This window comes from Clostridium polyendosporum, from assembly GCF_018332455.1.
In the GTDB taxonomy this organism is placed as follows: Bacteria; Bacillota; Clostridia; order Clostridiales; family Clostridiaceae; genus Clostridium_AY; species Clostridium_AY polyendosporum.
Map to the genome: position 1 here is coordinate 1 of NZ_BOPZ01000039.1, position 26,568 is coordinate 26,568.

Consider the following 26,568-nt stretch of genomic DNA (forward strand, 5'->3'; position numbering starts at 1 on the left):
GGTTTATGTTTTACAGCAATTTATTTCTTTGTATTCCGTTATGCGATTCTGAAGTTTAACTTTGCAACACCAGGTCGTGAACAAGATAATGAGGAAGCAAAGCTTTATACAAAGGCTGATTACAAGGCAAGACAAGCAGGAACTGTAGCTGCTCAAAGTAATGAAGTACAAAAAGGTAGTAAAGCTATGGAGTTTTTACAAGCATTAGGTGGAAGTGAAAATATTCAAGATGTTACTAATTGTGCAACTCGTCTTCGTATATCTGTAAAAGATGAAACTAAACTAGCAGGTGATAACGTATTCCGTCAAGCTGGTGCGCATGGCGTAGTGAGAAACGGAAAAGCTATTCAGGTTATTGTTGGACTATCAGTTCCACAAGTAAGAGAAGAATTTGAAAGTTTACTTAGTAGTAGATAAATATATAGATAAGTAAAGACCCAGAACCATTTGTAATAGTGAAATTAACATTATTTTTATAAAAGTACAAAATATACTTACATATTTTGTACTTTTTACTTTATTTGTTGTCATTCCACAATGTAGAATCTAACTAAAATTGAATTTTAACTATTTATATCAATTTGGCATTTAATATAGAATGTTGATATAATGTAAATAGCATGGAGGTGAATCTATATGAGATTAGAAGAATTAATTAATAATAATTATAATAAATTAAATGATAACGATTTGTACATATTAAAATATATTTTGAACAATAAGTCAGAATGTTATAATCTAGGGATTAATGAACTTGCTAAAAAATGCAATGTATCTAGAACAACAATTCTTCGATTTACACAAAAATTAGGTTTCAAGGGTTATAGTGAATTTCGAGTGCGTTTAAAATGGCAAGAAGAGAACAATGATAACGAAGAAGACGATTATGTTGAAAAGTTATATATGGATTTAAATGAAACTATAAAACTTGTTAGAGAAAAGGATTTTACAAATATCTGCAAATTAATATATAACGCTGAAAGGGTTTTTGTATATGGTACAGGTACGGCTCAGTTAGCTGTTGCACAAGAATTAAAGCGTACATTCTTAGCAGCACATAAATATTTTCATTTAATTGAAGGTTATCGTGAATTTGAAATAATAACACCTAGTATAACGGAGCGTGATATTGTTATTATTATTTCTCTATCAGGTAATACAACATCTTTATATAGTTGTGTAAATGAATTATCAATAAGAGGTATTGAGTATATCTCTATTACAAAGCTTAGTAATAATAAACTTTCAAGAATGACACCACATAATTTATATATAACTAACTCAATTATGAATTTGAGTAATGGTTTGACCTCTGAAACTTTTTCATTCTTTTTTATCCTAAATGAAGTACTGTTTAGACAGTATATTAATTATCAACAAAAGCAAGAAGATAGTTCACTAATAATTGAGGAATAAGTATGAGAAAAGAACATTAAAGAAATCAATACTTTTTCTAAAATTCTTAATTCAATATGAACTTATATAGCATGAATTATAAGTTCAATTATGAAGTTGTGTATCTATGTGCATACAATAATAATTTTTTAAAAAAACAATCAACAATAAATGTTGGTTGTTTTTTTACTCTTTAGACCAGTTATAAAAAGTTAATATTTAATAAGGCGATTTTTTATATGCTGTCATTTTAAAGGGAAATTTAGTTAAATTCAGCAGGTTTGATGATCATTCACTCTTGCTTGGTGTGGTGTAATCACATAAAATTCACATAATTATTTGATATTGATACAACAATTGCTAATTATAATTTTAAGTAGAGATACAATATGTTTGTGTTATCTATATTATGATTACATATTTTGGTGTGTTATAATTTTAAGTAGAGATACAATATGTTTGTGTTATCTATGTTATTATTACGTATTTCAGTATGAATAAGCGAAATATAAAAAAATTGAAAACATTTGTGAGGGGGATGATAGGAGTGAAGAGAAAGCTGAATAGTATACTGTGTTTTTTTATAGTTACAATAGTAATACTTATAATTGTTATAAATAATAACGATATAATTACGGCAGCATCTAAAGTTAAGGAAGACGTTATTCTAAGTACTGAGCAGTTAGTTTTAGATAAATATGATGATAATGACAATAAAGTATTGATGGAAGATGAAAATGATATAGTCACACAGTCTAAAGCTAATAATACACAACAGATTTTTAATGAACAAAAAAGAGTAGACTTAGAAAACAAGATAAAAGCTTATTTAGGAAACAATATAAATAATATAGGATTATCATATTATGACATAGATAGTAATAAACAAATTGTAATAAATGGAGATAAACAGTTTCTTGCGGCCAGTACTGTTAAGGTTCAAATGAATATGATACTTTTCGATATGATAGAAAGTGGACAAGTTAAGGCGTCTGAAACATTAAAATATACTAGCGATTGTTATGAGGATGGTACTGGCATACTACAAAGTCAAGATTTATCAAAACCATTATCAATAAAACTACTAAGTAACTATTCTATTATATACTCTGATAATATTGCTACAAATATGATTATGAATAGGATAGGATATAATAATATGAGGAATTTGATAGATAGGAAATTAGGACATGCTACAGATCATTCACGCAACTATATCACCGCGAATGATGAAACTACATTATTAAAGTTATTATACTATAATTATGATAACAATCCATTTTATTCACAACTTATTGAAACAATGAAGAAAACCGTTTTCCATGATAGAATAGATTTATACATACCGCATAACACGGTAGCTCACAAAATAGGTAATTATGAGTCTTATGTAAATGATGTAGGAATAATATTTACAGAAGATCCTTATATACTTTCAATATATAGTAAAAATGTACCAAATGCTAATGAGATTATAGCTCATATATCTAAATTAATTTATGACTATCAGAATCAGAATTAGTTTTTTATAATCAGTTTTAATAAAACCATATTTAAAGAAAGTCTATTTAAATGATTACATACGTACGGGTTGTTTTTGCATTATCAGTACACATAGTATATTTATTCATTTATTATTTAGACTTAAATAAAAGGGCTTAAACTAAGTTTAATAGGTTCTATCCTTATGATGAAGTTTTTTATTTGCTCAGTTGGTTAGAGTTAATGAGAATTATCTATATAAATACAGGTTTTGCATTTATGTTGATATTTTATTATAATATATACGAATAAGTTCATAATCTAATAGATATTTTAAGAACTATTAAAATAAGACAATACTTTTTATAAACTTATTTATAATTATAATAAATTTAATTACGAAAGGAATTGAGCAATGATTAAAGCAGTTTTATTTGATTTGGATGGAACTCTTATTGATACAAACGAACTTATATTTAATTCTTTTAGCCATGCTTTTAAATCAGTTTTAAATATGGAACTTCCTCAGAAAGAAATAACTACGATGTTTGGTAGGCCTCTTAAATATTCTTTTGAAAAATATACTCAGGATAAGTTGGAAGAAATGATTCATTCATATAGAAGTTATAATGAAGAAAGACATGACAATATGTGCTTTGCTTTTGATGGTGTAAAGGACATGCTTGGCAAACTAAAAGAAATGGGAATAAAGCTAGCAGTTGTAACATCTAAAAGAAAAGTTTTGGCAGAAAGAGGCATGAAGATAGCTGGAATTTATGAAATGTTTGACATAATAGTTAGTCCAGAAAATACAGAAAAGCATAAGCCAGAAGGAGAGCCGGCGTTAAAGGCTTGTGAGCTTTTAGGTGTATTACCAGAGGAGGCTTTAATGGTAGGGGATTCCCATCTTGATATACTTTGTGGTCAAAATGCAGGATGTAAAACTTGTGGAGTTAAATATACAACTCTTCAAATTAAAGAGTTAGAGGCAAGAAAGCCAGACTTTTTTATAGACAATCCATTGGATGTAATCTCTGTAATAGAAGAAAAGGCAGTTTAATAAGTAGTTTGATGGAAAGAAGTAAAAAGTTACTTCTTTCTCTTTTTTTGTACAGAATATCCAAATTTACCTATTGCTTTTGGTGGAAGAGGGTAGTATTCTCCATGACAATATGCTATTAGATTTGCTTTTTCAAAATGAATTTTCCCTTTTTCATCTAGAAGAGTCTCATCTACAAGTGAGCTTACCACTTCAGCTATGAACATATCATGAGTACCTAAAGGAATTATTTGCTTCACCTTACATTCTATATTTATAGGACATTCTTTTATATAGGGTGTTTCTATATTTTCACTATTGCCTAAAGTGAAATTCATTTCTTTAATTTTATCTACCTGTCTTCCAGAACGTACTCCACAAAAATCAACCTTTTTTGTTAAATTAGCAGAGGGAAGATTAACTACAAATTCCATAGATTCTTTTATATAATCATAGGAGAGTCTTTCAGGTCTTATGGAGATAGAGAGCATAGGTGGTTTTGTACAAACAGTCGCTGCCCAACCTACAGTAAAAACATTTACCTTACCTTCTTTATTTTTAGATGTAATTAAAACTGCAGGTACAGGATTTAATATGGCACTTCCTTTAAACTTTAGTTTCTTCATAAATATTCCTCCGTGTCTATAGTCTTTTTAAAATACTAAAAATATTATTCTTCAATATAACTCTTATATCATTTTCCTTGTTTATTTTCAATAAAAATTAAGTTTTTATTCGTTTCTATTTAAAGATATTCCTATTTAGTTGAAAAAATTAATATTTAACTTTAATTGACATACCTCGGTGGTCGATGTATAATTTATACATAGATCATCGAGGTATAAATTATTTAGGAGGTGTATATTTTGAACTTTGATAAAAGTCTAATGGCAGGAAGTACAATGCTAATAATTTTACATTTGCTTGATACACAGGATATGTATGGTTACCAAATGATTAAAGAGTTAGAACAACGCTCCGATAAAACTTTTACGCTTAAGGAGGGTACGCTATACCCTATACTACATTCTCTTGAAAAAAATGGCTTGGTTATTTCGTATATGTCAGATGGAGAAACAGGAAGAAAACGAAAATACTATCAAATAACAAAAAGCGGAAAAAAACAGTTGGCTGATAAGAAAGAGGAGTGGTCAATATTTAGCACAACAGTAAATAAGGTCATCGGAGGTAACAACTATGCACTATAATAGTGATGAATTTGTTCAGAAGGTATGTGAACAGATACGTTTTAAAGCCGCTCACAAAGGTATAAAGCAAGAGTTAGAAGCACATATTGATGAAAATACAGAGCAATATATTGCTGAAGGTTTAGATAAAGAAACTGCAGCTATAAAAGCTGTCCAATCTATGGGAGATCCTATTGAAATAGGTGGAGAACTCAACAAGATACACAAACCTCAAACCGAATGGGGAGTAATAGCTTCAATTATTCTACTGACTATACTTGGGATTGGTACGATGTTTTTTATAGGAGAGCTACCATTTGGTAACAGTAGTATATTTGGACTAAGACAAATTGTGTATTCACTGTTTGGTTTGGTTGTATTAATGGGTATGTACTTGTTTGATTACACAAAACTTTATAAATATAATAAAGTGATATTTGCTTCGGGTATTGTTTTAACGATTATAACAGTATTATTTGGAATTGAAAAAAATGGTTCACTATTTTTAAGAATAGGGGGAATCACCTGCAGAACAGTATATATTTGTAATTTAATGTTTATGGTGGCTATTATTGCTGAGTTAATTAAATATAAAGATAGTGGAAGAGTTGGGTTTTTAAAGATAGGATTATTTTGTGCAGCAGCTCTTGCAGCATTGATTTTTAATCCATACTTTAATCTTGTTTTTATTATGTTAATTGTATATGTAATAATTCTTACAGTTGCAGTAATTAAAAAGCACTTTGATGATAAACAAAGATGGGGTTATTTAAGCATTATGTATGGAGTAATCTTTATTTCCTTTCTTGTTTTTAAATCAAAAATTGTATCTATTAATGATAATTCACAATTCATAGGATATTCAGCCAATATGATAAGAAAGTATTTAGAACAATCTCAATGGATAGGTAAATCTGAATTTTTAAATGAATATGGTTGGAGACCTTTACCTGAAAATTACTGGGTTGATTACTTTTTAACTATAATTATCGCTAATTTTGGATGGCTTGCCGGAAGTCTTGTAATATCATTGTTTGTAATACTTTTCGGAACTATGATATTTAGAGCATTGAATATAAAAAATAACTTTGGATTTTACATCACAATAGGTACAACCATTTATTTAATGATTAATTTTATTATAAATATTTTAATCAGTATGGGTTATGTTGAGTTTTTTGATTGCAAACTACCTTTTGTTTCTTTTGGAGGAACTGATTATATTGGTAATGCTTTTATTGTAGGACTATTTTTATCAGTGTGGAGAAGAAATTTAATTGTGGCATCAGATATGAATAGTCATTTAAATCATTATTAAAGATAAATAATTTTAATCCTTAAGAAAGCTGAATAGGATCGATACCTGTCCAGCTTTATTTTTTGCACAGTATAATTAATTCTCTTGACAAATAATTAATACGGATGTATTCTAATATTAATATTTAGATATTTATCTAAACATCTAAATATAGAGGAGTGATTTAGATATGAATAGTGTTTTTAAAGCATTATCTGATCCTACTAGAAGAGAAATTTTAAAGTTATTGAGAAACAAAGACATGTCAGCGGGTGAAATCTCAGCATCTTTTAATATAAGTAATGCTTCTATAAGTCATCACTTAAGTATATTAAAGCAGGCTGAGCTTGTATCAAGTGAGCGGGAGGGTCAAAGCATTATCTATTCATTGAATACTACTATATTTCAAGAGATAGTAGAATGGTTCTTTGAGCTAAGTCAAAGGGGGGATAAAAATGAAAATAAAAATAAATAAAATTATAGTTCTTTTATTATTTATGTCTCTTATTGGTACTCTAGCTATATATAATATGCTGCCAGATACAGTACCAACTCATTGGAATTACAAGGGAGAGGTGGATAAATACTCAGGTAAAAATTCAGTATTTTTGACAGCTCTGCTACCAGTAGCAATGTATAGTTTGTTTATTTTTTTACCTAAAATAGATCCAAAGGCAAAAAACTATTCTAAACATACAAAAGCATATAATATTACTATCTTAATGACAATTTTAATAATTATAGGGGTACACTGGGCATCTATTTTCACGGTATTGGTATATCCACTGAAAATGGATTTAATAGTTAAGCTTCTTTGTGGAATTATGTTCATAGTTATTGGTAATTATATGGGGCAAGTAAAACCAAACTTTTTCTTTGGTATTAGAACACCATGGACACTTGCAAATGAAACTGTCTGGATAAAAACTCATAGAACAGGTAAGTATGCTTTTGCCTCTATAGGTGTTGTATTTTTGATTAGCATATTTATTAAAGGTTTGTTTGGTTTTGGTATAGTTATAACATCAGTGATCATTTGTCTCATATATTTATATGCATATTCGTATTTTGAGTTCAAAAAGATATCTAATAATTGTAATAAATAAAATATATAAAAGCAAGTAAAGCAGTTGAGGGATATTTCCATCAACTGCTGTTTATTTTTATTTTGTAAATAGTTACAAAAGATTAAAAAGAAGCGAAGTGCTGTAAGAAGAATTAATGAATTTATAATGAAACATACAACAAATTAGTATAGTAGTTTTAAATAACCCTTAAAAGTTGTAAGAAAATTAAAGGAACACTTAAGCAGAAATAATTCGGGCAATGAACGAATATTTTTATAGTGTAAGATTATTTACTGGCTGATGCGTTATAAAAAATATTTATGGCGGTGATCATATGAAGGGCTTTTATGATTTAGAAGGAAATATTAAAAACTACAAAGTTACAGATTATTACCTAGAATGTAATTCAAATGAGTTTTATTATCATTATTGTAGTAATAAAGCTTTTGATAGTATTTTAGATAATTCAAGTTTTTGGTTTACTAATTCAGATTATACAAATGATGCAATGGAGATAAAGGAAGGTAAAAAAATTATAGTAAATTGTATTAATGAGATGGAAGACTTATATTCAAAAACATATAGGGGAATTCTACAAGATAAAATTTTCAGTATAATTCAGCAATCCTACATTTTATGTTTTTGTAGAAGTGATAATAGTTCTAATATGTGGAGGGAATATGCTGGGATAGATGGTTATTGTATTAAAGTTAATATTTTTGATATGCTGAATTTTAAACTGCAAGGAGATATAGAGGGAGAAGAACTTGAGAAATATTTTTGGATTTATAATGGACTTGTTTTATATGACGATAAAATAAAAAATGATAAAGTAAAAGAATTACTTAATCATTTTGGAGAGGTTTATAAATTATTTCTTATAGGTAGAATATCAGAAGAAAATTTTAATACATTAGAATATTATGTTACAAATCATTTAGCCGAATTTTGCTTGTTTTGCAAAAAAAGCGGATGGGAAAGTGAAAAAGAGTATAGAATAGCTTTACTACCTAAAAATAATGAAGCAAATAAATTTTTAAAAATAAGATATAATAAATATCTTGGAGATATTCCATATTTTAATATTAGTTTTAGTAGTTTTAAAGACTTAATACAGGGAGTAGTATTGGGACCTCAAAATAATAAACATATTGAAGAGATTGAACAAAAATTAAAAAGTGGTAGTTATAAACATTGGGATGTAAAAAAAGTAGACTTACCAATAAGATTTTAGATAATGTTAAATAAATAGCTCTTTTCATTTGCTGTCATTTTACAAAGGTAAAGTCTTACTAAAAGTAAATAAAGATTTAGAGGCTAAGAATAGAAAATTAAATAAGAGCCGAATAAAACAATTTTACTCAGCTCCTACTCGGTTGTAGTAAATGGGGGTATTATATAAAATTATTGAGTTTTAGCTTCCTAAAAAGATGTTAAAGCACTATTTTTCACTAATATTATTTTTAGCAGTTGTTGTCCATTGATTATCTGTAGCAGTTTTAGGTTTTTTATTAGCAGAACCTGATTCTGTAGATAATTCCTCAGGTACTGATGCCCATTGATTGTCAGTAGAAGATTTAAGCTTTTTTTCCATAATAAAATCCTCCTTTCGTTTATAATTTTATTTTTGGCTAAATACACGATTTAATTCAATGAAATATATTCATGCTTTTTCAAACATTCCTAAATTCATAGTACAATAGAAAGTGTAAAATAATATTTATGTTAATATAATTGATGAGGCTGTAACAAAAGCATATTTATACTTTTGCTACAGCCTGTTTTTAGAATATATTTTTTCTTCTAGTTCGTCTTCTTGAACCTCTCTTAATTAATGATACTAATAATATTGATAAAACAATTAATATAATAACAGCTAGTACAAAAATGAAATATATTCCAATGTTAGCTTTAATAAGAGATGATTTAGTTATATCAGCTTTCAAGTTATATTCTTTTTCATAACTTCTCTCTGAAACAACTAATTTAGCAGAAGTTTTATTTTTAGCAAGTTTCCAAGCATCTAAATCAGATGTAGAGACAGAGGATTTAAGTTCTTTTTTATTAACTTCATTTTCATAGTAGTCTACATTATCTTCAAGGACTAATGGTACCTCGATAGTTTTGCTTGGACCAAAGAATTTTAATGGTTTATAGTTAACAGTTATTTTTTCAACTACTGTTCCAGCTTTAAGATAATTAACCTTCTTTGCTGCAAAGCTCCAATCCATTATTTTATTCATATCCTCAAAGACAGTCTGGTCATTTGCATCATATTGAGATTGAAGAACTACTCCTACTAGTTTTCTTCCATTTTTCTCATAAACAGTAGCAAGACATCTACCAGCTTCTGATGTATAGCCTGTTTTACCACCTATATTTCCATCTTTATTTAAATTTTTATTTCTATTTTCGATATCTATTACTGTATCTATTACTGTTCCGTTACTTATTTTAATAGTAGATTTTTCAGTACCCATAACTTCTCGTACCCAATCATTTTTATAGGCAGTTTGTGTTATAACAGCAAGATCATATGCTGTTGTATAGTGATCTGCATTATGAAGTCCATTTGGATTAGTGAAGTGAGTATTAGTTAGATCAAGTTTTTTTACTTTATCATTCATTTTATCAACAAACTTATTATAATCTCCTTGGCCTATGTAATCTGCTATCATGTAAGCAGAATCATTTGCTGAATACATAAGTAGTGCCTTCATGACATCATCTGCTTCCATAGTGGCACCAATATCTATAGGTTTAAAGTTTATGTTAAGAGAATATTCAGGCTGTTTTTTAGCTTCAGCTGTATATGGTATAAGTTCTGATTTTTTTCCATTTTCTGCGAATACTAAAGCAGTCATAAGCTTAGTAGTACTTGCAGGATATTTTTTTGTATCTCCATCCTTATAATAAATTATTTCACCAGTATCATAATCCATTGTAAGTGCTGATTTACCCCAAATATTTGGTAGTTTTGAGCTAACAATTTCATCAGCTTTAGCTATTTTAGGTGTAAATACAGAAATAGAAAAAGCTAAAAGTAATGAAGTGATAATTCCTTTACGTTTCAAGTTGCATCTCCCCTGTTATTTATTTTTGTCGATTATAGATATACAACCTCATAACTCAATCTATAATTCATAAAAAGGCATTGCATGTCGAGGCTATTATGCTGCCATTTCACAAAGTGAAATCTGGCTCAATTTTAATAAGATCTATGCCTATTAAATTTTATTTAACATGAATTGTTTAAAGATTGAAGTTGTCTATCTTTACATAAACATTTTTAGTATAACATAAAAAAACCTATCATAACAATTAAAAATATGTAACAAAAATGTTGTATAGGGGAGAAAAATGATATTTAAAAGGGGGAGCAACAATATTAGTAGAACTAATAAAACTAATAATTCTACAAGAATATATAAAAAGAGAAGTTGAAACGGTAAAAGATTTTAGTTTTGGTAATTGATATATAAATAGTCCTAAGAAGTATAGTATTAGTAATATTTAACTCCAATAATTATGTAAGAAGTGGATAAGCTATAAATATATAACAGAGGGGGGTGGTTTTAGTGAGGAGAAAAATTATATTGGTTCCTCTAATACTAATAATATTGAGGTTTGAAATAATTAATTTTAAAGCCTTTGGATATGAAGAAACTGGTAATACTGGTATTGAGAAGAAAAATTCAGTAGTTTTTTTAACTTTTGATGATGGACCATCTTACACAAACACTCTTAAAATATTAGATATACTAAAAAACTATAACGTTAATGCAACTTTCTTTGTAGTAGGTAATAATGCTGGGATTTACCCTGAAATTATTAAACAAATGAAAGAATGTAGAATGGCTATTTGCCCTCATTGTTACAATCATAATTATAGGGTTGTATATGAAAGTGAAGAGGCTTACAGTAGTGATTTAAATAAGTGTATAGAAGTAGTTGGCAGAATCATAGGCAATATTAATAGTAATTTTATTCGACTTCCAGGAGGGTCTTTAAATTCTATATGTAATACTAATATTTTATCGAAGATTAAAATAAATCTTTTGCAGAATAATATAAGTTATGTGGATTGGAATGTAAATGCTGGTGATGCTGCAAGTGCTCAAGTGAACAAAGATGCAATTTTAAGTAACATTTACAATGGTGGAGATTATTATAGAATTGCAGTTGTATTACTACATGATGCGGAAAGTAAAACTACTACAGTAGAAGCTTTACCATTAATAATAGAGTACTATAAGAGCAGAGGATATATATTTAAGAGCTTTGATGAGATGACAAAGGATGAATATGAATACTTAATAAATGCAAAGGTAATAAATAAAAAATAACCAGCGTTACGCTGATTATTTTTTATCTAAGAAATTTAATACTGACCGTTTTGCGTTAATTTCTAAAGTATCATCAAGTGGAGAAAGTGTAACATTACCGTATTTTAATTCTAAAGCATTTTTAATCATTCTATCAGAAAGTTCTGGGTTTTTTGATAGTAGGGAACCGTGGAAATAAGTGCAATATGTGTTTTTGTATATACATCCTTCGTATCCATCTTGTCCGTTGTTGCCGTATCCATGTAGACACTTACCAAGTGGCTTTAAATTGTTTATATAAGTTCTTCCTGAGTGGTTTTCAAAACCAACATAGGTTTCATCCCATTCTTCATTATATATTGATGTATTTCCAATAAATCTTGTATTTCCAGCTTCAGTATAGATATCTAAAATTCCAAGCCCGTCAAGTTTTTCTCCTGTTGGTGTAGTATAATACTTACCAAGAAGTTGGTATCCTCCACATATAGCTATAAGTACTTTGCCTTCCTCTATGTAACTTGAAAGCTGTTCTTTCTTATTTAATATTAAATCCTTAGATACTATTGATTGTTCGTAGTCCTGTCCACCACCAAAAAAGACGATGTCATAGTCGCCCTTGTTAAATTCATCATTTAATGAGACATTTATTATATTTACTTTTATATCTCTAAGTTCAGCTCTATGTTTTAATATAAGTATATTTCCTACATCGCCATATACATTTAGAAGATCAGGGTAGAGGTGACATATATTAAGTTCCATTATTTTCACTCCTTTACCAAAGTTTTTTGATATATCCTTTTGAGTGAAGATGTTTTCTATAATTTATCATTGCTGTATAAGTTGCAAGTACATAAATTTTTTCTTCACTACATTCTTTTATCTTATTTGTTAGTTTTTCAAAATCTTCTTCAACAATAAATTTATCATGAGGTAGGCCTGCAATTTTAAGTCTAACTGCCATATCATATAATCTTACTCCAGAAACTAATATTTCTGATATTCTTTGAGATGATAATTTTTCAAAGTTAACATCCCATATCCAAGATACATCTTTACCATCAGCATAGTTATCATTTAATAAGAATGCTGCTGAGAAACCTTCCTTGTTTAAGCAAAGGGTATCTATAGCTTGATTATAGCCAGCAGGATTTTTTACTAATATTATCTTTGCTTCCTTATCTCCAATTTTTAGAATTTCTTGTCTTCCGAAGCTTGATGTTTGCTTTTTGAAGGAAGAATCTATTATTTCATCCTCAATTTCTAATTCTTTAGCTATTGAAAAAGCACAAAGTGCATTATAGATATTATATAGACCGGATTGTGTAATAGTAAATTCATGATCATTAAATCTTACTAAAGACCCCTCAAGATTTACATCGATTAACTCTGTAACAGCATATTTTAATTCAGCTCTTTTATAGCCACAATTTGGACAGTAAAAGTCTCCTAAATGGTTATAGGTTACAAAGTTATAGGAATAATTTGTTTTACAAAACTTACAGAATTTCGCATCAGCGTTAATATCAATTTTATTATTGTTTTCAAGTGAAGTTTGAAATCCATAATAAATTTTTTCATTTGGCATTGTTAAATCTCCTAGTAGAGATTCATCACCATTTAATAAGAGTTTAGTATTAGGAACTTTTTCTATACCTTCAAGTATTTTGTTTAAGGTTGTATAAACTTCACCATATCTATCTAATTGGTCTCTAAAGAGATTTGTTATTGTTATGATTTCAGGAGATATATATTCAGTTATAAACTTTAGATTTGCTTCATCTACTTCAATAACTGCATATTTATCTTTATTATTTTTAAATTTGAAGTTAGAAATAAAACAAGCTATTATACCAGGAAGCATATTTGCACCAGTATTATTAGTTATTACATCAAGGCCATTCTCTTTAATTACATTATATATCATACTAGTAGTAGTAGTTTTACCATTAGTACCAGTAACTAATATAACCTTGTAATCCTTAGATATTGTTTTTAATATATTCTTATCTATTTTTAGAGCAATTTTCCCAGGAAAGTTACTTCCTCCTTTGAAAAATTTTTGAGAAAGGAAAAGTATAACCTTTGAGGCAAGTATACTTAAAAATGATTTAACTTTAATTTTAGACACCACCTTATTTATTATTATCTTTATATATATACAATAAAAATTGTTCTTAATCAAATCAAGATTAATTTATCTAAATTATTTTCAAGCCAAAGTCTACTATAAACTAGTTAATAGTATATCATAATAACTGCAACACTCCAATAAATGAAATCATAGATTTTTGTTAACTGTTCTGTTGAAAGAATAATAAGTATTATAGATACACAACTTTATAAAGGAACTTATAACTTATGCTATACAAGTTCATATTAAATTAAGAATTTTAGAAAAAGCATTGCATGTCTAGGCTATTTTGCTGCCATTTCACAAAGTGAAATCTGGCTCAAATTTAACATGAATTGTTTAAAGATTGAAGTTGTTTATCTTTAGTAGTCAAACATACATCAATAAATTCATATATAAAAAGATATTGATTTTAGAAAGCAGTATGAAGAAAATATGTAAAGTAAAGAGAAATAAAAAACATGTCAATTAACACAGCTTCTTGTCTAAATTACAAACTTTTAACAATTTGATAATGGACAATTTTTGTCAAAAAACTTATAATTAAAAGGTATCGACAAAATTCAAGAAAGAGAGTGGATTAAATGGGTTTAGATTTTATTTTTATACTTAAAGCAATTATTATAGCAGTAGTCGAAGGAGTTACAGAATTTCTCCCAATTTCATCTACTGGTCACATGATTTTAGTTGGAAAGCTTATAGGTTTCTACGATACTCCTTTTGTTAAGATGTTTCAAATTGTAATTCAGCTTGGAGCAATCTCAGCAATAGTTGTTTTATATTGGGATAAAATATGGACAATGATAAAGCTTTTTTTTAAGATGGACAAGAAGGGTTTAAGGTTTTGGCTTGCAATTATTGTGGCGACTTTACCAGCAGTTGTATTTGGATTCTTACTTGAGGATTTAATTGAAGAAAAGTTATTTGGGTTTGAGACAGTTATTATTGGCCTTATAGTTGGAGGTATTTTACTTGTAGTAGTAGAAAACAACTTTAGAAAGAAGGCTAAGACAGATAGAACTACTAAAGAAGTTGAAGAAATGTCATATAGACAAGCTTTGCTTATTGGGTTGTTTCAATGTCTAGCTATGTGGCCAGGAATGTCAAGAAGTTCTTCTACTATAATGGGTGGGTGGATTGCAGGCTTATCCACTACAGTAGCTGCTGAATTTTCATTCTTTTTAGGTATTCCAATAATGATCGGGGCTTCTACTTTAAAACTTGCTAAGTTTGATTATTCCTCTATGACGTCAACTTATTGGATAGCACTTTTAGTTGGATTTATAGTTTCATTTATTGTAGCGTTAGTAGTCGTAGATGGATTTGTAAGCTTCTTAAAGAAAAAACCTATGAGGGTATTTGCTGTTTATAGAATTTTTGTAGGTATTTTATTAAGTATAATGATTTTAACAAATGTAATAAAATAAAAACTTATGTAATAAAAGACACTTTAAAAGTAATTACTTTTAAAGTGTCTTTTATTTTTTGTCATTTTATAAAGTGAAATCTGACTTAAACTGATCAGGTTCAACGCCTGGTCAGTTTTATTTCTCTTTAGGAAATTATAAAATTCAAGAATTGTGGATAACTTGAAAATGTAATTTAGGACGACCAGTTTAATTACGATACCTAAAGAGTAAAAAATAAAATATAGTTCGCCTGCCAATTTTTCCTCACATGTGTTCGGAAAGGCAGATGCGTAAAAAAATCGACAACTCCACAGTCGCCTTGGCGATTTTTTTATAGTTAAAATTTTTATAATTAATACTAATTTAATAAAACAGTGAATAATATGAATTAACTAAAGCAAAGAAATTATAAATGTGGAGAGTATTATGAAAATTCCTAATTTTGTAAAAAGTTCTTTGATAAAAAAATATATTATGATATTATAAATTTAGGAGTTAGACATTAAATATATACACCTTTACACATAGAATTACTAAAGATAGAAATTGTAGATGTAATTATAAAGAGGTAGGGGGGAATTATGATATGTCACGAAAAATAAAAAGAATTGCATTACTTACTGGTGGGGGAGACTGTCCAGGGTTAAATGCAGTAATAAGAGCTGTAACTAGAGCTGCTATTCTCCAATATGGGTATGAAGTGTTTGGTTATAGATTTGGTTATAAGGGTCTTTATAACAATGATATAATTCCGTTAACACTTGAAACGGTTTCGGGAATTCTTCATAAAGGAGGAACTATTTTATATAGTTCGAATAAAGATAATCTTTTTAATTATTTAATTGAAGAGAATGGAAGCATGGTAAAAAGGGATGTTTCAGACGTTGCTATAGAAAATATGAGAAAGGAAGGTATTGACGCATTAGTTGTAATTGGTGGTGATGGTACATTAACATCTGCTAGAGATTTCTATAGAAAGGGAGTTAATGTTATAGGAGTTCCAAAAACTATAGATAATGATTTAGCAGCTACAGATGTTACCTTTGGTTTTAACACTGCAATTGATGTGGCAACAGACGCTTTAGATAGACTTCATACTACAGCTGAATCTCATCACAGAATAATGATACTTGAAGTTATGGGGAGAAATGCTGGTTGGATTGCCTTAGAATCAGGTATAGCAGGTTCAGCAGATGTAATACTAATTCCTGAAATACCATATGATATTAATAAAGTTGTTGAAAAAATCAGAGAAAGAGAATCTCATGGAAGGTTGTTTTCTATAATAGTTGTAGCGGAAGGTGCCAAGTCTATTAATGGAGATATAGTGATTTCAAAAATAGTAGAAGATAGTCCAGATCCAATTAGGCTTGGTGGAATAGCTAATAAGCTAGAGTTAGAGCTTGAGAAAGTTATTAAAGAGCACGAAATAAGGAGTACAGTACTTGGTCATGTTCAAAGAGGTGGAAATACGTGTACTTATGATAGAATTTTATCAACAAGATATGGAGTTAGAGCTGTTGAGTTAATAGATGAAGGTAAGTTTGGCAGCATGGTTTCTTTAAAAGGAGATACAATCTCTTATGAACCATTAGAGAATGTTATAGGTAAAACAAAAGATGTTGATCCAGATGGAGAACTTGTAAGTATAGCTAAAAAAATAGGAATTTCATTTGGAGATTAATAAAGATAAACAACTTCAATTCTTAATCGATTTAATTATAAAGTTGTTTGTTTATGCCAGGCGCACTAATTCCATTGGATTAGTGCTTTTATCTTAATAATAGAGAAAAAATGCAAAATATAAAAATACTTCAAAATTTTCAGAAAATATGTTATTATTTATATAAGATATAAGGCATATTATCATAGAAGGCTGGTGAAGATTTATGAAAGAGATAAAAAGATATCTTGAATCTAGAATAGGCACATATGGTTTTTTCTTTGAGGATTTAGCTAGTGGTTATACCTATGGTTATAATGAGAATGTTCAGATGACGGCAGCTGGATGTACAAAACTTCCAATTGCAGTAGCTTTGATTAAAGAAGTTGAGAACGGAAACACAAATTATCTTGAGAAAGTTAAGATAGAAGGAAAAGATAAAGTTTATGGAACGGGAATCATTCATGAGTTTGATGAGAGAGAATATACGATTTTTGAGTTGTTGGTAGCTATGTTAATTCAAAGCGATAATACTGCAGCAAATAAAATAATAGATATAGTAGGAAAAGATACAATAAATGAAGTAATAAAAGAGCTAGGATTAAAGAATACCCATCTTAATAGAAAGACTGCTGATGAAAGAGAACTAAAAACAGGTATTGAGAATTTAACTAGTGCATATGATTTATCACTTATATGGAAGCATCTTTATAATGCAACCTACTTAGATGAAAAAAACAGTACAATGCTTATAGATATATTAAGAAGACAGCAAATAAAAAATAAGTTGGGTTTATATATTCCTGAAGATTTAAAGTATGATATTTCAAGCAAAACTGGTGATAAGCATGGAGTAGAAAATGATACAGAACTAATACAGTTACCTAAAGGTAATTTTGTATTTTCAGTACTTTCTATGGATATTCCAAACAGTGTATATGGCACTGTAACACTTGCTAAGTGTGGGAAGATGATGTGGGATAATGTCATGAACAACTGGCATTAAATAACAAAGGTTGACACATAATTTAATAAGTGATATTCTATGTATTGAAGTTTAACCTTTAATTTGATCCTGCGAGGTCAATAAGGAAGTTATTATTATGCTTTTATACGCTATTTAGCCTTCCTTATATGGAAGGCTTTTTTATAAGCATTTTGTATAGCTTTCTCTTCTTTAACTTAACTCTGAGAGGTTAAAAAGGAGTGATAATAATGTTACAAGGTAAGTCATTAATAGATCCAATGGATTTTTCAGTTCAAGAATTAAATGAAATTTTTAATTTAGCACATCAAATTATTTCAAATCCTAGGGAGTTTTCACATGTCTGTGATGGAAAACTTTTAGCAACTCTATTTTTTGAGCCAAGCACAAGAACAAAATTTAGTTTTGAGGCTGCCATGATGAGATTAGGTGGTAAGGTATTAGGTTTTTCTGAGCCAAATTCAAGCTCAGTGTCAAAGGGAGAATCTCTTGCAGATACTGTAAGAACTGTAAGCTGTTATGCTGACATAATTGCTATGAGGCATCCAAAAGAAGGTGCAGCAAAGGTTGCAGAAATGTATGCTGAAGTTCCAGTTATAAATGCAGGAGATGGTGGACATCAACATCCAACTCAGACTTTAACAGACCTTCTTACTATCAAAACAGTAAAGGGCAGCTTTAATAATATGACTATAGGGATTTGCGGGGATTTGAAATTCGGAAGGACAGTACATTCACTGTTAAAAGCTATGTCAAGATATGAGAATAACAAATTCATTCTTATTTCCCCAAATGAGTTAAAAATACCAGATTATATAAGAGAAGAAATTTTACAGAAGAATAATATAGAATTTATGGAAGTAGAAAAACTTGAAGATGTTATGGGAAGTTTAGATATCCTATATATGACAAGAGTTCAAAAAGAGAGATTTTTTAATGAAGAGGAATACTTAAGGTTAAGAGATAGCTATATACTAACTGAAGAGAAAATGAAGCTGGCAAAAAATGATATGATTGTACTTCACCCTTTACCAAGAGTAAATGAAATTTCTAATGAAGTAGATAATGATAAAAGAGCATACTATTTTAAGCAAGCCAAGTATGGAATGTATGTAAGAATGGCACTTATAGCAAAGCTTTTGGGGGTGGTTTAAATGCTTAAAGTTACAAGCATTAAGACAGGTATAGTTATAGATCATATAAAAGCTGGTATGGGAAATACCATATATAATCTTCTAGGTTTAGATAAAGCAGAATATTCTGTAGCTTTAATAAAAAATGTTGAGAGTAAAAAACTCGGAAAAAAAGACATAATAAAGATAGAGAATGTTTTAGATGTTGACTATAGAATGTTAGGATTAATTTCTCCTTCTATAACAATAAATATAGTTGAAAATGAACAGATAATTAAGAAGTTAAAGCCACAACTTCCAGAAAAGGTAGAAAATCTTATAAAATGTAGAAACCCAAGATGTATTACTACTGTTGAAAAATATGTTCCTCATAAATTTAGACTTACAGACGTAGAAAAAGCTACCTATAGGTGTGAGTATTGTGATGAAGAACATAAGGTAAATGATTAAAGACAAGAAGTTGAACTTTTAATGAGTTTCAAAAGAGATATAATTTTAATCAGTTTTAAAATTATAGATTTAATTATGAATTTGTTTATATACAGAAGTATAGATATACAACTTCATAGATGAATTGTTTAAGGATGAAGTTGTTTATCTTTAAAAGGGGAGAAAAGAATGAATTTATTAATTAAGAACGCAAATATCATAGATTGCTGCCATAGTTTTTTTGGTGATGTTTATATAGAGAATGGGAAGATTAAAGAAATTGGAATAGAGTTAACAAAGCAGTGCCAGGTAATTGATGCTAAGGGTCTTACACTTCTTCCAACCTTTATAGATACGCATGTACATTTTAGGGAACCAGGTTTTACATATAAGGAAGATATACAATCTGGTTCAAAAGCTGCTGTTAAGGGTGGTTTTACAGGGGTAAACCTTATGGCTAACACAAATCCTATTTGCAGCACTAAAGAAGTATTGGAGTATGTTTATGAAAAAGCAGCAAAAGTAGGAATTGCTGATATACACCAATGTGTTTCAATAACAAAGGATTTCGATGGTAAAACTATCGATCATTTAAAAGTCTTTGGAGACGAGGTAAAAGCGATTTCTGATGACGGTAAGGGTGTTGTAGATTCAAGGGTTATGATGGAGGCTATGAAGATAGCAAAAGAGAAAGATTGGATTATTATATCTCATGCGGAAAATCATGAGTTTTCAGATATAGATATGAGATTAGCCGAAAATATGATGACATGGAGAGATTTAACTTTAGCAAAAGTAACAGGCTGTAAGCTTCATATGGCTCATGTAAGTACCAAGGAAGCTATAAAATACATAATAGAGGCTAAAGAAGAGGGTGTAAATGTAACAAGTGAAGTTACACCGCACCACATAGCTTTAGATGATGAAATAAGCAATTATAGAGTGAATCCACCTATAAGAACTAAAGAGGATGTAAATTTCCTTATAAGAGCTATAGCGCAGGGTAATGTGGATGTGATTGGAACGGACCATGCTCCACACAGTGAGGAAGATAAGGCAAAGGGAGCACCAGGTATGACTGGTATAGAGTTAGCATTTCCTATTTGCTATACAAAATTAGTTAAAGAGAATATTATTACACTAAATAGACTTAGTGAAATGATGAGTTCTAAGCCTGCAGAACTTCTTGGAATGAATAAAGGGAAAATTGCGCCAGGATATGATGGTGATATAGTACTAGTTGATTTAGATAAGAAAATAACTGTAAATTCTGAGGATCTAGTGTCAAAAGGAAAAAATACTCCTTTTGTAGGTTGGGAATTCTATGGAGATATAATACTCACTGTAAAAGAAGGAAGAATAGTTTATACAAAATAGGTAGGAGGAACGAATATGAGAAACTATATTATAGATAAGCTTTATGATAAAGTTAATAAAAATGGAGTAGTTTGTGTGGGGTTAGATACAAGTGTAGATTACATTCCACAATGGCTTTTAGATAAAAATGAAAATATAGAAGATGCTATATTTGAATATAATCAAAAAATAATAGATGCAACTGCAGATGCGGCTTCTTGCTTTAAGGTTCAAATAGCCTACTATGAAGCATTAGGAATCAAGGGATTAATGGCATACAAGAGAACCTTAGAATACTTAAGACAAAAAGATTGTATTAGTATAGCTGACATAAAAAGAGGAGATATAGCAGCTACAGCAAAGATGTACGCAAAAGCACATTTTGAAGGAGACTTTGAAAGTGATTTTATAACTTTAAGTCCTTATATGGGAATGGATAGTATTGATCCTTATTTACCATATTTAGAAAGAGGAGATAAGGGTATATTTGCTTTAGTTAGAACTTCAAATAAAGGGGCAGAAGATCTTCAGTATTGTGATTTAAAAGAAGGTACTAAGGTGTACAGTCATATAGGTGATCAACTTCATAATATGGGGAAAAAGTTCCTTGGAGATAGTGGATATAGTGCTATAGGTGGAGTGGTAGGCTGTACTCATGTAGAGGAAGCTGTGGAAATAAGAGAAAGATTAAACTCAATGTTCTTCCTTATACCAGGATATGGTGCTCAAGGTGGTAAGGCTGAAGATGTAGCACTTTATTTAAAGGAAGGTAATGGGGGAGTGGTAAATTCCTCAAGAAAGATACTACTAGCCTACAAAGAAGATGGAAATGAAAAAGCATTCGATATAAGTGCTAGAAATGAAGCTTTAAGAATGAGAGATGAAATAAGAAATGCTGTAGAAAAGGCTAGATAGGAGGAACGTTATGAAACCAAATTACTATAGTGCAAAAGTTTTGGAAAACTATAAAGTATGTAATGGAATATATAAGCTAATAATAGAAGATCATAGTAATATAGTTTCTGGACAGTTTTACATGTTGAGGCCTAGTACAGTTTTGCTAGGAAGACCAATCTCAGTATGTGAGGTTCAAGATGGAAAAGTAACTTTCTTATATGCAGTAGTAGGAAAAGGAACAGAAGAGTTTAAAGGCTTAAGATCAGGAGATGAAATAAAGGTTATAGGACCATTAGGGAATGGTTTTGATGAAAATAAGGATTATGGTAAAGTTGCCTTAGTAGCTGGAGGGATCGGAGTTGCTCCAATGCTTGAGCTTTCCAAAAAACTTAGACAAAAAAATAATAACATAAAAATGGATTTATATGCTGGTTTTAGAGATGAAGTATATCTTACTGAAGAAATTAGTACATATGTAGATGAAGTTCATATTGCAACTAATTCAGGTGCTGCTGGTATCAAAGGATTTGTCACTGATATGTTAGATGTTGATAAATACGATACGGTACTTTGTTGCGGTCCAGAGATAATGATGAAAAAAGTAGTGGATATGTGTAAGGAAAAAGGTACAAAAGTATATGTATCTATGGAAAAACATATGGCGTGTGGTGTAGGGGCGTGCCTTGTGTGTACTTGTAAAACTAAAGATGGAAACAAGAGAACTTGTAAGGATGGTCCTGTATTTGACGGATATGAAATAGAGCTTTAATAAGGATGTGATAGTATGCTAAAGGTAAACATAAATGGTTTAGAATTTAAGAATCCAGTGATTGCAGCATCAGGAACTTTTGGATTTGGGGAAGAGTATAATAACTTTTACGATGTTGGTATACTAGGAGGGATATCCTCAAAGGGATTAACACTTAATCCTAGACAAGGAAATGAAGGATTAAGAGTATATGAGACTGGAGCTGGAATGCTTAACAGTGTTGGACTGCAAAATCCAGGAATAGACGGTTTTATAGAAAAAGAAATTCCTAAAATGATGACACTTGGCACTAATGTAATTGTTAATGTTGGTGGTGCTACTATAGAAGAGTATGAGGAAGCTGTTGAGAAGCTTAATAATACTGATATACATATGATAGAGCTAAACATATCATGTCCGAATGTAAAATCTGGAGGTATGGCTTTTGGCGTAAAATCATCAGTAGCTTATGAAGTTGTATCAAAAATAAAGAAAATAACTAATAAGCCTTTAATGGTTAAGCTTTCTCCAAATGCAGAAGATATTGTAGAGATGGCATATAAGTGTTGTGAAGCAGGAGCGGATTCTCTATCTTTAATAAATACTTTAAAAGGGATGGCAGTAGATATATATAAAAGAAAGCCTATATTTAATAATGTGTTTGCAGGGCTTTCTGGTCCCGCTGTAAAGCCAATAGCTTTAAGAATGGTATATGAGGTATCAAAAGCAGTAAATGTACCAGTTGTTGGTCTTGGAGGAATAATGAATGGAAGAGATGCCATAGAATTTATGATGGTTGGAGCCTCAGCAGTTCAAATTGGTACTGTGAACTTTGTAAATCCACTGGCTGGTCCTGAAATAATTAAAGAAATGGAAGAATTCTTAAGTTCTCAAGGAATTAAGGATATAAATGAAATTATTGGTGTTGCTAGACTATAATAGATTTAGTCTATATTTAAAATAAATTAAATTAAATGGAAATTTAGGAGGATTAAATTATGGTAGTGGATATATTAAAGGAAGTTGAAGCATTATTAGAAGGACACTTTTTATTATCATCAGGAAGACATTCTAGCAGATACTGTCAATGTGCAAAGCTTCTTCAATACCCAGATAAGGCAGAAAAAGTATTAAGCGTAGTAACTGAGCAATTAAAAGATATAGATTTTGACTTAGTGGTTGGACCAGCAATGGGAGGAGTTATCGTTGCATACGAGTTAGGAAGACAACTTGGTAAGCCAGCGATTTTTACAGAAAGAGTTGATGGCGAAATGACCTTAAAAAGAGGTTTTGAAATAAAGCCAGGACAAAAAGTTGTAATAACAGAGGATGTAGTTACTACTGGAAAATCTTTCAAAGAAGCAGCTAAGGTAATAGAAGAAAGAGGAGGACAGGTAGTAGCTGTAGTTTGTATTGTGGATAGAACTGCAGATAATGTAACTGAGTGGCCACTTTATAGTGCAGTAAAGTTAAATATAGAAAGTTATGATCCATCAGAATGTCCGCTATGTAAAGAAGGAACTCCTTATGTAAAACCAGGTAGCAGAAATATTAAATAATTGTAAAAATATCAAGTGATTTATAAAAATATTAAATGATTTATAAAAATATCAAATAATTGTAAAAATATCAAATAATTTATAGAAATATTAAATAATTTATAAAAATATTAAATAATTAAGTAAATTAAGTAAACAATTTAGTAAATAAATATATCAATAAGTGCTTTACAACAGTCTAATATCCTGTTAAATTATTAATAGGAGTTAATATTATTTTAACATCCTAATTTTGAAATTAGGATGTTAAATGATTAACAATCTAATTTTTGGATTAGAATGTTAATCATTTAACAATGTAAAAGAATATCTTTGAAATACCTAAAAGAAAAATGTTAACAAAAATTTACTAATATGGTATAGTATTGGTAAAGAGTATCAGAAATGAAGCACAGTGCTTTATAAAAGGAGGATAACATATGTTTAAGCAATGGGAAGGATTTAAAGGTGGTCTTTGGCAAGAAAGAATTGATGTAAAAAACTTTATACAAAAAAACTATACAGTATACGAAGGCGATAAGAGCTTTTTAGCTGAAACATCAGATAAAACAAAGAAGGTTTGGGAAAAAGCAAGCGCGCTTATAGTAGAAGAAATAAAAAAAGGAATCATAGATGTTGCAACTGATAGAATATCAGGTATTGACAACTATGAACCAGGATATATAGATAAGGAAAATGAAGTAATTGTAGGGCTTCAAACAGATGCTCCATTAAAGAGAATAGTTAATCCATTTGGTGGATGGAGAATGGTTCAATCATCTCTTGAAGCTTACGGATATAAAGCAGATGAAGATATTGAAAAGTATTTTCCACAATACAGAAAAACTCATAACCAAGGAGTTTTTGATGCTTACACTCCAGAAACAAGAGCTGCAAGATCAGCTGGTCTTTTAACTGGTCTTCCAGATGCTTATGGTAGAGGAAGAATCATAGGTGACTACAGAAGAGTAGCACTTTACGGAATAGATTTCTTAATTGAACAAAAGAAAAAGGACTTAAATGAACTTACAGGGGACATGCTTGATGATCTTATAAGAAACAGAGAAGAAGTTTCAGAACAAATCAGAGCACTTCAAGCTATAAAGTCAATGGCAGCTAAGTATGGTGTTGATATATCAGGACCAGCTCAAACTGCTCAAGAAGCTGTCCAAGCTGTATATATTGCATACCTTGCAGCAGTTAAAGAAAATAATGGTGCTGCAATGTCACTTGGAAGAACAAGTACATTCTTAGATATATATATTGAAAGAGATTTAAGAAACGGTTTAATAACTGAAGAACAAGCTCAAGAGCTTATCGATCAGTTAATAATTAAGTTAAGATTAGTAAGACATTTAAGAACACCTGAGTACAATGAATTATTTGCTGGAGATCCAACTTGGGTAACTGAATCATTAGGTGGAGTTTCAATAAACGGCAAACCTCTTGTTACAAAGAACTCATTCAGATACCTACACACATTAATTAACTTAGGATCAGCTCCAGAACCAAATATGACTGTTCTTTGGTCAGAAAAGTTACCAGAAAACTTCAAGAAGTTCTGTGCTGAAATGTCTATATTAACTGACTCAATTCAATATGAAAATGATGATGTTATGAGACCTGTTTATGGAGATGACTATGCTATCGCTTGTTGTGTATCTGCAATGCAACTTGGTAAGCAAATGCAGTTCTTCGGAGCAAGATGTAACTTAGCTAAAGCTCTTCTTTACTCTATAAACGGTGGAGTAGATGAAAAGACAGGTAAAAAAGTTATTAATGGTATAGCAAAGATCGAAGACGAAGTTCTTGATTATGAAAAGGTAAAAGCAAACTACTACAAAGTGCTTGATTATATAGCTAAACTTTACGTTGATACAATGAACGTAATTCACTATATGCACGATAAGTATGCATATGAAGCAGGACAAATGGCACTTCACGATACTGAAGTAGGTAGATTAATGGCATTCGGTATAGCTGGTCTTTCAGTTGTTACTGACTCATTAAGTGCAATTAAACATGCTAAGGTTAAACCAATAAGAGAAAATGGTATAACTGTTGACTTCGAAATCGAAGGAGAGTTCCCTAAGTATGGTAACGATGATGAGAGAGCAGATGATATCGCTGTAGAAGTTACAGAAAAGTTCTCAAAAGAACTTAAGAAACATCCTTTATACAGAGATGCAAAGCATACACTTTCAGTATTAACAATTACATCAAATGTTGTTTACGGTAAGAAAACTGGATCAACACCAGATGGAAGAAAAGCTGGAGAAGCTTTTGCACCAGGAGCAAACCCAATGCACGGAAGAGATTGCTGCGGAGCTTTAGCATCACTTAACTCTGTTGCTAAAGTACCATACAGCTCATGTTGTGAAGATGGAGTATCAAATACATTCTCAATAGTTCCAGATGCTCTTGGAAAAGAATATGATCAAAGAATTGATAACTTAGTATCAATAATGGATGGATACTTCGCAC

Annotated in this window: 26 protein-coding genes; 21 read left to right on the top strand and 5 right to left on the bottom strand. The window is 29.9% G+C overall.

Annotation, left to right across the window (positions count from 1 at the left end):
* The 4 genes from CPJCM30710_RS15865 to ppaX form a co-directional block, all read left to right on the top strand.
* Nucleotides 1-417 (top strand): glucose PTS transporter subunit EIIB (locus tag CPJCM30710_RS15865; protein WP_212905142.1); only part of this gene is annotated, 417 nt, incomplete at its 5' end.
* Between the two features lie 219 nt (nt 418-636).
* Nucleotides 637-1,416: a MurR/RpiR family transcriptional regulator gene (locus CPJCM30710_RS15870; protein ID WP_212905143.1), complete on the top strand. Its 780-nt coding sequence runs from the start codon at nt 637-639 to the stop codon at nt 1,414-1,416.
* A 526-nt stretch (nt 1,417-1,942) separates the two neighbouring features.
* A complete protein-coding gene (locus CPJCM30710_RS15875) occupies nt 1,943-2,917 on the top strand; it encodes a serine hydrolase (RefSeq protein WP_246503569.1) in 975 nt (324 codons plus the stop codon).
* Between the two features lie 375 nt (nt 2,918-3,292).
* Nucleotides 3,293-3,937, top strand: a complete 645-nt coding sequence (gene ppaX, locus CPJCM30710_RS15880) for a pyrophosphatase PpaX (RefSeq protein WP_212905145.1) — start codon at nt 3,293-3,295, stop codon at nt 3,935-3,937.
* A gap of 29 nt (nt 3,938-3,966) precedes the next feature.
* On the opposite strand, the gene CPJCM30710_RS15885 is transcribed toward ppaX, so the two are convergent.
* Nucleotides 3,967-4,542 (bottom strand): flavin reductase family protein, encoded by a 576-nt coding sequence (locus CPJCM30710_RS15885; RefSeq protein WP_212905146.1) that lies wholly within the window; start codon nt 4,540-4,542, stop codon nt 3,967-3,969.
* A gap of 240 nt (nt 4,543-4,782) precedes the next feature.
* On the opposite strand from CPJCM30710_RS15885, the gene CPJCM30710_RS15890 reads away from it, so the two are divergent.
* The 5 genes from CPJCM30710_RS15890 (at nt 4,783) to CPJCM30710_RS15910 (ending at nt 8,701) form a co-directional block, all read left to right on the top strand.
* Nucleotides 4,783-5,124: a PadR family transcriptional regulator gene (locus CPJCM30710_RS15890; protein WP_212905147.1), complete on the top strand. Its 342-nt coding sequence runs from the start codon at nt 4,783-4,785 to the stop codon at nt 5,122-5,124.
* A complete protein-coding gene (locus tag CPJCM30710_RS15895) occupies nt 5,114-6,421 on the top strand; it encodes an FtsW/RodA/SpoVE family cell cycle protein (protein ID WP_212905148.1) in 1,308 nt (435 codons plus the stop codon). The genes CPJCM30710_RS15890 and CPJCM30710_RS15895 overlap by 11 nt, the downstream gene beginning before the upstream one ends.
* A 169-nt stretch (nt 6,422-6,590) precedes the next feature.
* A complete protein-coding gene (locus CPJCM30710_RS15900) occupies nt 6,591-6,875 on the top strand; it encodes an autorepressor SdpR family transcription factor (RefSeq protein ID WP_212905149.1) in 285 nt (94 codons plus the stop codon).
* On the top strand, nt 6,856-7,506 hold the full coding sequence (locus CPJCM30710_RS15905) for an SdpI family protein (protein ID WP_212905150.1): 651 nt from the start codon (nt 6,856-6,858) through the stop codon (nt 7,504-7,506). The genes CPJCM30710_RS15900 and CPJCM30710_RS15905 overlap by 20 nt, the downstream gene beginning before the upstream one ends.
* Before the next feature lie 295 nt (nt 7,507-7,801).
* Nucleotides 7,802-8,701 carry a DUF2971 domain-containing protein gene (locus CPJCM30710_RS15910; RefSeq protein WP_212905151.1) on the top strand — a complete coding sequence of 300 codons (900 nt, stop codon included), beginning with the start codon at nt 7,802-7,804 and terminating at the stop codon, nt 8,699-8,701.
* Nucleotides 8,702-8,908: 207 nt separating this feature from the next.
* Here the strand turns inward: CPJCM30710_RS15910 and CPJCM30710_RS15915 are convergent, their stop codons facing one another.
* Together CPJCM30710_RS15915 and CPJCM30710_RS15920 are read right to left on the bottom strand one after the other, a co-directional pair.
* Nucleotides 8,909-9,061 carry a hypothetical protein gene (locus tag CPJCM30710_RS15915; RefSeq protein WP_212905152.1) on the bottom strand — a complete coding sequence of 51 codons (153 nt, stop codon included), beginning with the start codon at nt 9,059-9,061 and terminating at the stop codon, nt 8,909-8,911.
* A 190-nt stretch (nt 9,062-9,251) separates the two neighbouring features.
* Complete coding sequence (locus CPJCM30710_RS15920; protein WP_212905153.1) at nt 9,252-10,541, bottom strand: D-alanyl-D-alanine carboxypeptidase family protein; 1,290 nt, start codon at nt 10,539-10,541, stop codon at nt 9,252-9,254.
* A gap of 504 nt (nt 10,542-11,045) precedes the next feature.
* Here CPJCM30710_RS15920 and CPJCM30710_RS15925 point away from each other — a divergent pair.
* Entirely contained in the window at nt 11,046-11,813 is a 768-nt protein-coding gene (locus tag CPJCM30710_RS15925) for a polysaccharide deacetylase family protein (RefSeq protein WP_212905154.1), read from the top strand.
* 15 nt (nt 11,814-11,828) lie between these two features.
* Here CPJCM30710_RS15925 and CPJCM30710_RS15930 read toward each other — a convergent pair whose 3' ends face one another.
* Together CPJCM30710_RS15930 and CPJCM30710_RS15935 are read right to left on the bottom strand one after the other, a co-directional pair.
* On the bottom strand, nt 11,829-12,554 hold the full coding sequence (locus tag CPJCM30710_RS15930; RefSeq protein WP_212905155.1) for a type 1 glutamine amidotransferase: 726 nt from the start codon (nt 12,552-12,554) through the stop codon (nt 11,829-11,831).
* A 13-nt stretch (nt 12,555-12,567) separates the two neighbouring features.
* Nucleotides 12,568-13,923 carry a Mur ligase family protein gene (locus CPJCM30710_RS15935; RefSeq protein ID WP_212905156.1) on the bottom strand — a complete coding sequence of 452 codons (1,356 nt, stop codon included), beginning with the start codon at nt 13,921-13,923 and terminating at the stop codon, nt 12,568-12,570.
* Between the two features lie 587 nt (nt 13,924-14,510).
* Here CPJCM30710_RS15935 and CPJCM30710_RS15940 point away from each other — a divergent pair.
* The 11 genes from CPJCM30710_RS15940 to pflB all read left to right on the top strand — a co-directional run.
* Nucleotides 14,511-15,353, top strand: coding sequence for an undecaprenyl-diphosphate phosphatase (locus CPJCM30710_RS15940; protein ID WP_212905157.1), 843 nt, complete (start codon nt 14,511-14,513; stop codon nt 15,351-15,353).
* A gap of 568 nt (nt 15,354-15,921) precedes the next feature.
* Entirely contained in the window at nt 15,922-17,019 is a 1,098-nt protein-coding gene (locus CPJCM30710_RS15945) for a 6-phosphofructokinase (protein ID WP_212905158.1), read from the top strand.
* A 205-nt stretch (nt 17,020-17,224) separates the two neighbouring features.
* Nucleotides 17,225-18,004 (top strand): serine hydrolase, encoded by a 780-nt coding sequence (locus tag CPJCM30710_RS15950; RefSeq protein WP_212905159.1) that lies wholly within the window; start codon nt 17,225-17,227, stop codon nt 18,002-18,004.
* A 209-nt stretch (nt 18,005-18,213) separates the two neighbouring features.
* Nucleotides 18,214-19,137, top strand: coding sequence for an aspartate carbamoyltransferase (gene pyrB, locus CPJCM30710_RS15955; protein WP_212905160.1), 924 nt, complete (start codon nt 18,214-18,216; stop codon nt 19,135-19,137).
* A complete protein-coding gene (locus CPJCM30710_RS15960) occupies nt 19,138-19,566 on the top strand; it encodes an aspartate carbamoyltransferase regulatory subunit (RefSeq protein WP_212905161.1) in 429 nt (142 codons plus the stop codon).
* A 168-nt stretch (nt 19,567-19,734) separates the two neighbouring features.
* Complete coding sequence (locus CPJCM30710_RS15965; protein WP_212905162.1) at nt 19,735-20,922, top strand: dihydroorotase; 1,188 nt, start codon at nt 19,735-19,737, stop codon at nt 20,920-20,922.
* Nucleotides 20,923-20,937: 15 nt separating this feature from the next.
* A complete protein-coding gene (pyrF, locus tag CPJCM30710_RS15970; RefSeq protein ID WP_212905163.1) occupies nt 20,938-21,816 on the top strand; it encodes an orotidine-5'-phosphate decarboxylase in 879 nt (292 codons plus the stop codon).
* A 10-nt stretch (nt 21,817-21,826) separates the two neighbouring features.
* Nucleotides 21,827-22,567: a dihydroorotate dehydrogenase electron transfer subunit gene (locus CPJCM30710_RS15975; protein WP_212905164.1), complete on the top strand. Its 741-nt coding sequence runs from the start codon at nt 21,827-21,829 to the stop codon at nt 22,565-22,567.
* A gap of 15 nt (nt 22,568-22,582) precedes the next feature.
* Nucleotides 22,583-23,485, top strand: coding sequence for a dihydroorotate dehydrogenase (locus tag CPJCM30710_RS15980; protein ID WP_212905165.1), 903 nt, complete (start codon nt 22,583-22,585; stop codon nt 23,483-23,485).
* A 59-nt stretch (nt 23,486-23,544) separates the two neighbouring features.
* Nucleotides 23,545-24,105, top strand: a complete 561-nt coding sequence (gene pyrE / locus CPJCM30710_RS15985) for an orotate phosphoribosyltransferase (RefSeq protein WP_212905166.1) — start codon at nt 23,545-23,547, stop codon at nt 24,103-24,105.
* Nucleotides 24,106-24,524: 419 nt separating this feature from the next.
* The coding region (pflB, locus tag CPJCM30710_RS15990) for a formate C-acetyltransferase (protein ID WP_212905167.1) at nt 24,525-26,568 on the top strand (2,044 nt) is incomplete at its 3' end.

Coding starts and splice junctions, on each gene's coding strand:
- CPJCM30710_RS15870 (WP_212905143.1), top strand. CDS start 637: ATGAGATTAGAAGAATTAATTAATAATAATTATAATAAATTAAATGAT.
- ppaX (WP_212905145.1), top strand. CDS start 3,293: ATGATTAAAGCAGTTTTATTTGATTTGGATGGAACTCTTATTGATACA.
- CPJCM30710_RS15885 (WP_212905146.1), bottom strand. CDS start 4,542: ATGAAGAAACTAAAGTTTAAAGGAAGTGCCATATTAAATCCTGTACCT.
- CPJCM30710_RS15895 (WP_212905148.1), top strand. CDS start 5,114: ATGCACTATAATAGTGATGAATTTGTTCAGAAGGTATGTGAACAGATA.
- CPJCM30710_RS15900 (WP_212905149.1), top strand. CDS start 6,591: ATGAATAGTGTTTTTAAAGCATTATCTGATCCTACTAGAAGAGAAATT.
- CPJCM30710_RS15905 (WP_212905150.1), top strand. CDS start 6,856: ATGAAAATAAAAATAAATAAAATTATAGTTCTTTTATTATTTATGTCT.
- CPJCM30710_RS15910 (WP_212905151.1), top strand. CDS start 7,802: ATGAAGGGCTTTTATGATTTAGAAGGAAATATTAAAAACTACAAAGTT.
- CPJCM30710_RS15915 (WP_212905152.1), bottom strand. CDS start 9,061: ATGGAAAAAAAGCTTAAATCTTCTACTGACAATCAATGGGCATCAGTA.
- CPJCM30710_RS15930 (WP_212905155.1), bottom strand. CDS start 12,554: ATGGAACTTAATATATGTCACCTCTACCCTGATCTTCTAAATGTATAT.
- CPJCM30710_RS15940 (WP_212905157.1), top strand. CDS start 14,511: ATGGGTTTAGATTTTATTTTTATACTTAAAGCAATTATTATAGCAGTA.
- CPJCM30710_RS15945 (WP_212905158.1), top strand. CDS start 15,922: ATGTCACGAAAAATAAAAAGAATTGCATTACTTACTGGTGGGGGAGAC.
- CPJCM30710_RS15950 (WP_212905159.1), top strand. CDS start 17,225: ATGAAAGAGATAAAAAGATATCTTGAATCTAGAATAGGCACATATGGT.
- pyrB (WP_212905160.1), top strand. CDS start 18,214: ATGTTACAAGGTAAGTCATTAATAGATCCAATGGATTTTTCAGTTCAA.
- CPJCM30710_RS15960 (WP_212905161.1), top strand. CDS start 19,138: ATGCTTAAAGTTACAAGCATTAAGACAGGTATAGTTATAGATCATATA.
- CPJCM30710_RS15965 (WP_212905162.1), top strand. CDS start 19,735: ATGAATTTATTAATTAAGAACGCAAATATCATAGATTGCTGCCATAGT.
- pyrF (WP_212905163.1), top strand. CDS start 20,938: ATGAGAAACTATATTATAGATAAGCTTTATGATAAAGTTAATAAAAAT.
- CPJCM30710_RS15975 (WP_212905164.1), top strand. CDS start 21,827: ATGAAACCAAATTACTATAGTGCAAAAGTTTTGGAAAACTATAAAGTA.
- CPJCM30710_RS15980 (WP_212905165.1), top strand. CDS start 22,583: ATGCTAAAGGTAAACATAAATGGTTTAGAATTTAAGAATCCAGTGATT.
- pyrE (WP_212905166.1), top strand. CDS start 23,545: ATGGTAGTGGATATATTAAAGGAAGTTGAAGCATTATTAGAAGGACAC.